Below are 6,751 nucleotides of genomic sequence, written 5' to 3'. Positions count from 1 at the left end.
TGTCAGACTTAAGCAATTAAGCGTTTTTCGCTATCTGCGTCAACCCCATTGACGCGACCACCCTAAAAAAGTGGCGTGGTGAGGAATCGCCGTCCGTTTTACGGCGGCGAGGATGTCAAATTCCTGAATTAGCCCTAGCAGCTCCACAATGGTTTGGTATTTCGGTAATTACCACTGACGTTGACGCTCCCCGCTCCCTGCTCCGGCGCTCATAGACAGTCTTAACCAGTAATTTACTGTGATAGCTGTCCCCCGCAAGAGCGCCTACCGGCCCTGGGAAATTAATTTGGCCAGAGGTCTGTGGAAAAAATTTCGTAAACCTCTTGACAAAAGCAGCGGGTTGTGTGTAATATAAATATCGTGTGAGGAGTATAAGTTCAGCATAAGAAAAACCTTTGGGGTCGAAACACGGCAAGACTCCCAGAGGTTTTTCTTTTTCACTTCCTTATTTGCTCAAAGTCAGCAATAAAATCAGGTTTTGCCCGATCGCTAGTTTTTTCTCAAGTTATCCCTTCTAGGTCTGTTTTTGCTTGCCAAGAGCAACAGTCCAAAATTTTTGCCGAAGAAACTGCACAAGAGAAGTGTAATTCCTCGTAAAATTGGGAATTAAGTACAAGGGCAATCCTATGGCAGATAAAAATAACGGTAACGGTGGCTTATTCGTCGTCGGGGTTTTAGTGGGCAGTGCGATCGGGGCAGTGGCGGGTTTATTAGTAGCGCCGAGATCTGGAAAAGAAACCCGTCGAATTCTGCAAAAATCCGCGCGGGCTTTGCCAGAATTAGCCGAAGATCTGACCACGACGGTGCAATTGCAGGCCGATCGCCTATCGGAATCGGCCCGGCGTAATTGGGATGATACTTTAATTAGATTAAAAGAGGCGGTGACAGCCGGAATCGAAGCTAGTCAAAGTCTAGCCACGGACAATCCTTTCCCCGACTCGGAAGAATCCCCCCAAGGCGATAATCATCCCTCGAATGAGCATTAAATGACCGAACCTATTTTCTGGCTAGGATGTTCTTTACTGCTAGTCGCCGTTAGTTTAACGGCGGTTTTCATCGCTGCTTTGCCTGCCCTGCAAGAGTTAGCCCGGGCTGCCCGCAGTGCCGAAAAATTGTTTGATACCCTCCATCGGGAATTTCCCCCGACTCTAGAAGCAATTCGCCTGACAGGGGCAGAAATCAGCGAATTAACCGAAAATATCGATGAAGGGGTTAAAAGTACCCGCCAAGTTGTCCAGGGAGTCGAGCGCAGTCTCGGTAGTGCTAAAGCTGGTCTTAGCAAGCTCGATCGTGGCAGCCGTCGCCTCTTGATCGGTTTTAAAGTCGCTTGGAATACTTGGAAACGCAGTTAAGCAGATGGGGAAGTGGGCGGCTTTTTTCAGTAAACAGTAATCAGTAACCAGTGAACTGAAAACTCACATCTGATAACTGATGACTGATGACTGATAACTGATAACTGGGTGACTAAAGTTGAGAATTCCCTTAAGATAAAGTAAATAAGTGTAAAGAAACTGAAAGTTAGCCTACACCCGTGCTTAAAAAATTCTCATTGTCTGGAAGTGCTATGCTCAATCGTTTTTGCCGAGGAATCTCGATCGCTCTTGTCATTGCTGTCATTAGCTGTCTGGGTTGGATTATCTCACCGGATCAAGCTCTAGCGGTGAATAATCCCGAATTACTGCCCAATCAAGCCACTCCGATCGTTGATTTAGCCAATTATCTACCCGCAAAACAGGAAGAAGCATTGATCCGAGATATCGAGACATTTCAAGGGGAAACGGGCTGGAAAATGCGAGTTTTAACCCAATATGACCGCAGCCCCGGCCGGGCAGTGATTAATTTCTGGGGATTGGATGATAAAAGTATTCTCTTAGTGGCCGATGGTCGGGGCGGTAATTTACTATCTTTTAGTATTGGCGATGCCGTCTATGAATTTTTACCCCGCACTTTTTGGATCGAATTACAGGCCCGTTTCGGTAATATGTATTTTGTCCGGGAAAATGGCGAGAATAATGCGATCGTACAATCTTTAGACACGGTAAAAGGCTGTTTAGTTAAAGGTGGTTGTGCGGTAGTCCCCGGCCTACCGAAGGAACAGTGGATTTTAACTTTAATTACCTCAATTGTCGGCGGTTTAGTCTTCGGTTTTGCCGGTATTCCTCGCAAAGAAGGACAGGTTTTCGCTTGGCAATGGGTTTTAATTGTCTCTCCCCTCTGGTTTATCCTCTTTGTTGCTTTTGGCATCGGACCGGTGGTTACTCGCACTGCTGAATTACTGCCCCTTTTCCGCAATTTAATCGGTTTTGCCCTCGGAGTTTTAGTCGCCTATCTTTCCCCTCGTTTTAATTCCCTCAACGCCTCAAAAACCTAAGAATTATGAGCTTTTCAGTGATCAGTAATCAGTAATCAGTAATCAGTAAACAGTGAAAAGAAAGTACCGAAGTTTTCACCTAAGCTGTATTGGATTTAAACTGCGTATTGGATATTTTAGTACAAATCCTCAAACTCCCGCTCCCTGCTCCCTTTTTCAGTGATCAGTAATCAGTAAACAGTAAACAGTGAAAAGAAAGTAGGGAGGTTTTCAGCTATAACTGATAGCTGACGGCAGCCCCTCATGGTTTGATCGATCTAGCTCTGTTACAATTAGAAACATTGTGGAGTGAGTGAGATAACGTTTATGTGGGTCAATACTCAAAGTGAGATTATTAGTAAGGTTTTGCCGCCAGCAGTACGTCTGTTCTTGCGATCACAAGTAGAACAGATAGAAGATTTAGAAATGCAGCTGCACGGTCATGATCGGCAAATTTTGCGCGGTTATATCCCTGGGGTATTTTTGGCCGTAGGAAAAGCGATTTATCAAGGTTTACATCTAGGTAAAGCGCAATTAAGAGGGGAAAATATTCGTCTTAATATCGGGCAGGTTTTACGAGGGAAACCCCTAAAAATTTTGGAACCTATTCGGGTTAGCGGTGAGGTGGAAATTAACGAGCAGGATTTAAATAATTCGATCGCCTCGACTATTTTAGTTAATGCTTTTGCGGATTTACTAATTTTTTCCCTAGAAAATAACGGAGTTGTTAACGCCAGAGAAATTATCTCACAACAGCGTTTTAACTGGAAAAATGTTCTCCTAAATCAGGGTTATTTCTGTCTTCTCGGCCATAGAGAAACAGGTGCAGAAGTAATTTTTAGTGCCGATATTGCCTTAGAAGATGCCCGCACTTTAGGGATTAGTCCCCGACAATGGCAAGGTTTAGCCCCAGATTTATCTGTTGATTTGCAACCTTTTACCGTCGATTTAGGCAAAGATGTGGAGATTAAATCTTTTATTCTCGACGATCAAACTCTTTTCTGTCAGGGAAGTTTTTTGATTTTACCTTAAAAATAAACGCAATGATTCCGGGGGGTTAACTTAGTTTAACCCCCCAATTATTACCCCGGATTCTGTGCGATTAAAATAATTGTTTGCATTAGTCCAACTAGAAGACCGAGAATACCCCCAAGATTAACAATTCCCTGTAATTCTTGTTTAACAATGCCTTGAATAGCATTTTCCAGATCGGCGGGGGAAGTGGCATTTACCCGATCGCGGATCACCTGATCGATGTTGAGAATCGGGATAATTTGGGCGACTAATTTCTCTAAATCTTCCTCTAAATAACGCTCTAAAATTAACGCTAACTCTTGACTAATTACCCCTAATGATGTAGTCATTGACACCGAGGATTGCAGACGATTAATAATTAAATTAGCGATTTGATCCCAGTCGATCGTTTGTCCAAAATCTTGCAGAAATTGTTCGCCACTTTCTTGAATATAAATTCGCACCGTATCCCTGGTGGTTTTACGCAATTGTCTGACGGTGGAGATAGGTAAATTTTGTAAAGAGATACTTTGTAACCAGTTTTTCAGACGATTACGCATCTCTAAAGATAGTAATAATTCTTTGATTCTGGTATTAGCTAAATCCTTTTCATCAAGGCAAAAAGTGCGTAAGCGGGCGAGGGCATTGCGTAAACCGAATAAATTGGCTACTACCCAATAGGTTCCACTGGTTTTTTCCCGAAATCCTTCATCGATAACTTGAATATTGCGATCGGTTAAAAAATCGATTAAAGCTAGACGGATAACATCCGCAGGTAGGACAGTTTCTAATAGCCAATCGGAGAATTGTCGGGCCTGTTGTTCACTGAGAGAAAATTCTAAGACTAGGCGATCAAAAATTTGATTGATCTGTTTTTCTAAAAAGTCCTGCCGTCGGGCTAAAACTTTTAGCAATCTCGCTAAAGATTCCCCGAATAAATCGTGAAGAATCGCCGCCAAAATCTCGGCTGTTTTTGCTTGCCGATCGCCTTTTATTTGTTTTAAAGCTAATTGTAACAGCCAGAGTATCGCCCCCTGTACCCTTTCGGTGTCGAGGAGTCGTTTAGCCAGTTTTTGTAATTCCTCGGGAGTTAACAGGGAACCCATGATCGTATCCGATACCCGCAGAGCTAATCGATCTTGATTGCGAGGAATTAGCCCCGGGGTGAAGGGAAGAGGACGCTTACCGATATAAATCGCTTTGTAGGGACGAAACAGCATTTTTATGGCTATATCGTTGGTGAAATAGCCAATAATTGCCCCCGCGATCGGCGGTAAGATCCATGTCCAAAGAGTAGCGAGATTCAATTTAGCAGCAAAAAATAAACGCAAATGTGAGTAAGTTATTTCTTTAAGACTAACACTCCCATCAGTCCTGCTAGGAGTGGATAGTGGACGGCACCGGAAAATCCCGACCGATAGCCTAATTTTACCTGTTCTCGGCCCTGGGGAAAGCGATCGATACTAGGACTAATATAAGCGTACTGGTCAGTTAAGCCGTAGCGCTCGGCGGCGGGAACGACGATATGATCGAGATACCAGTTTTGCAATAGTTTGGCCATGGTTTCGGTGGGTTGATGGAAGTCAAGAATCGCCGCTTTAGCACCCGGTTTCAGGACTCGGTATAATTCCCCCAGACATTGGGTAATATCGACCACATTGCGTAATCCATAGCCGATAGTGGCACAATCAAACCTAGAATCGGCAAAGGGTAAATTGAGGGCATCCCCTTCCATCCAGTGAATATTAGTGGCGCTAAAACGTTGACGGGCGATTTTTAATTGTTGTGGGGAAAAATCTAGTCCGATCACTTGGCCAGTTTTACCCACTTGTTTTGATAATAGATTAGTCAGGTCGCCGCTACCACAACAGATATCGAGGGCAAAATCCCCTTTTTTGGGTTGACACCATTTGACTGTCATTAATTTCCAGACGTGGTGTAATCCTAAACTTAATTCTTGATTGAGTCGGTCATATTCGGGAGCGATCTGATCAAAAATTGCTTGTATTTCCCTAGAGTTAAACCTATTTGGTATCTCTCTTGTGACGCTTCACGGGTAAGAATTACAGGTATTTTGGCTAATTCGCTCTAATCCATACTGGGTAATGATTTTGGGAAAGATACCAAATGGACTCTATAATACAGCACCAGAGAAAATCCCAGATGATGTTATGTCATTCTATCTTATCTGCGCTCACGGGGATAAGCTGTTGAGCATCTACAGCAGTTATCTTCATAGTGGGGAACAGTGACTTAGATTACACTTCATCTATCTGATCATCTCCCGGTCGCAGTTCGATCGAGAGGCCTTCCCGGGCGAGAATAGTTTCAGGGAAAATCTTTCTTACCTGTTCCCCAATGCAATCGAGAAAATCGTCATTATGGGCGGGATCGTGATGAAATAGAACTAACTGCTTAACTTGCGCTGTCTTAGCGATTTTGACTGCCTGCTGCCAAGTGGAATGACCCCAACCCACCTTAGAATACTTAGGATCGTTGTATTCCTCATCGGTGTAGGTAGCATCAATGATCATGACATCCGCTTGCCGAGCCAAAGCCAGAACGTTATCATCAAGGCGATCGGGAAAATGTTCGGTATCAGTAATATAAGCTGCCGATAAACCCTGCCAATTTACCCGATAACCCACCGCGTCTCCTGGATGATTTAAAGGACGGGTTTCGACGGTGACATTCCCACAGTGGAGGGTTTCGCCCATTTCTAGATCATAAAATTCTAAATCGGCCCGCATAATCTGCAAAGGCACGGGAAAATTAGGATGTAACATCTGATCTTGTAATTTTTGCTTGATGGTTGCCCCGTTGGGGGAGGGAACCCCATAGATTTTAAAAGTATTGCCCCTGATAAAACCAGGGATAAAAAAAGGAAAACCTTGAATATGATCCCAATGGGAGTGGGTGAAAAATAAATGGGCTTTCGCTGGACTTTCTGCCATCAAAGACTGTCCTAGGACGCGTAACCCCGTACCACCGTCAAAGATTAATCTTTCTCTACCGACTTGCATCTCCACACAGGAAGTATTACCACCATAACGAACGGTTTCCGAACCAGGACAGGGAATACTCCCCCGTACTCCCCAAAATTTGATCTGGAAGCGGTTGTCGGGCATATCAGAAGTTCCTCTACTTGTGCTGATGGGCTGATAGATCAGATTAGCATTCTCTGACAATTAAGGCGCTGACTTCATCCCTAAGATAAGCTGTTCGTAATTTCAGTAGATGGAAAAGTTTGGATTTAAGGCGATCGCCTTAATGTTTGGTATTGTTTGATACAAAAAGCTTCTCAAAAAATATTAAGAAAACTTATAACAAAACCAAGAAAAATCTGGTTGTGATTAACCAGAGGGTAAATAGATAGTATCAACAACT

Annotated in this window: 7 protein-coding genes; 4 read left to right on the top strand and 3 right to left on the bottom strand. The window is 43.6% G+C overall.

Annotated elements, in window-relative coordinates:
- The first annotated feature begins 626 nt into the window (after nucleotides 1–626).
- The 4 genes from EWV84_RS16950 to EWV84_RS16935 all read left to right on the top strand — a co-directional run bounded on the left by EWV84_RS16950 (nucleotide 627) and on the right by EWV84_RS16935 (nucleotide 3,382).
- Nucleotides 627–986: a YtxH domain-containing protein gene (locus tag EWV84_RS16950; protein WP_286823755.1), complete on the top strand. Its 360-nt coding sequence runs from the start codon at nucleotides 627–629 to the stop codon at nucleotides 984–986.
- Complete coding sequence (locus EWV84_RS16945) at nucleotides 987–1,352, top strand: DUF948 domain-containing protein (protein ID WP_286823754.1); 366 nt, start codon at nucleotides 987–989, stop codon at nucleotides 1,350–1,352.
- A gap of 212 nt (nucleotides 1,353–1,564) precedes the next feature.
- Entirely contained in the window at nucleotides 1,565–2,371 is an 807-nt protein-coding gene (locus EWV84_RS16940; protein ID WP_286823781.1) for a TPM domain-containing protein, read from the top strand.
- Between the two features lie 306 nt (nucleotides 2,372–2,677).
- Complete coding sequence (locus EWV84_RS16935) at nucleotides 2,678–3,382, top strand: LmeA family phospholipid-binding protein (RefSeq protein ID WP_286823753.1); 705 nt, start codon at nucleotides 2,678–2,680, stop codon at nucleotides 3,380–3,382.
- Between the two features lie 50 nt (nucleotides 3,383–3,432).
- Here the strand turns inward: EWV84_RS16935 and EWV84_RS16930 are convergent, their stop codons facing one another.
- The 3 genes from EWV84_RS16930 to EWV84_RS16920 form a co-directional block, all read right to left on the bottom strand.
- Nucleotides 3,433–4,671 (bottom strand): DUF445 domain-containing protein, encoded by a 1,239-nt coding sequence (locus EWV84_RS16930; protein ID WP_286823752.1) that lies wholly within the window; start codon nucleotides 4,669–4,671, stop codon nucleotides 3,433–3,435.
- Between the two features lie 35 nt (nucleotides 4,672–4,706).
- Complete coding sequence (gene ubiE / locus EWV84_RS16925; protein ID WP_287078944.1) at nucleotides 4,707–5,399, bottom strand: bifunctional demethylmenaquinone methyltransferase/2-methoxy-6-polyprenyl-1,4-benzoquinol methylase UbiE; 693 nt, start codon at nucleotides 5,397–5,399, stop codon at nucleotides 4,707–4,709.
- Nucleotides 5,400–5,622: 223 nt separating this feature from the next.
- Nucleotides 5,623–6,492: an MBL fold metallo-hydrolase gene (locus tag EWV84_RS16920; RefSeq protein ID WP_287078943.1), complete on the bottom strand. Its 870-nt coding sequence runs from the start codon at nucleotides 6,490–6,492 to the stop codon at nucleotides 5,623–5,625.
- Nucleotides 6,493–6,751 lie beyond the last annotated feature (259 nt).

The organism is Microcystis sp. M_QC_C_20170808_M3Col (genome assembly GCF_007095505.1).
In the GTDB taxonomy this organism is placed as follows: Bacteria; Cyanobacteriota; Cyanobacteriia; order Cyanobacteriales; family Microcystaceae; genus Microcystis.
This window is presented reverse-complemented; position numbering and strand designations above follow the sequence as displayed.

Coding starts and splice junctions, on each gene's coding strand:
- EWV84_RS16950 (WP_286823755.1), top strand. CDS start 627: ATGGCAGATAAAAATAACGGTAACGGTGGCTTATTCGTCGTCGGGGTT.
- EWV84_RS16945 (WP_286823754.1), top strand. CDS start 987: ATGACCGAACCTATTTTCTGGCTAGGATGTTCTTTACTGCTAGTCGCC.
- EWV84_RS16940 (WP_286823781.1), top strand. CDS start 1,565: ATGCTCAATCGTTTTTGCCGAGGAATCTCGATCGCTCTTGTCATTGCT.
- EWV84_RS16935 (WP_286823753.1), top strand. CDS start 2,678: ATGTGGGTCAATACTCAAAGTGAGATTATTAGTAAGGTTTTGCCGCCA.
- EWV84_RS16920 (WP_287078943.1), bottom strand. CDS start 6,492: ATGCCCGACAACCGCTTCCAGATCAAATTTTGGGGAGTACGGGGGAGT.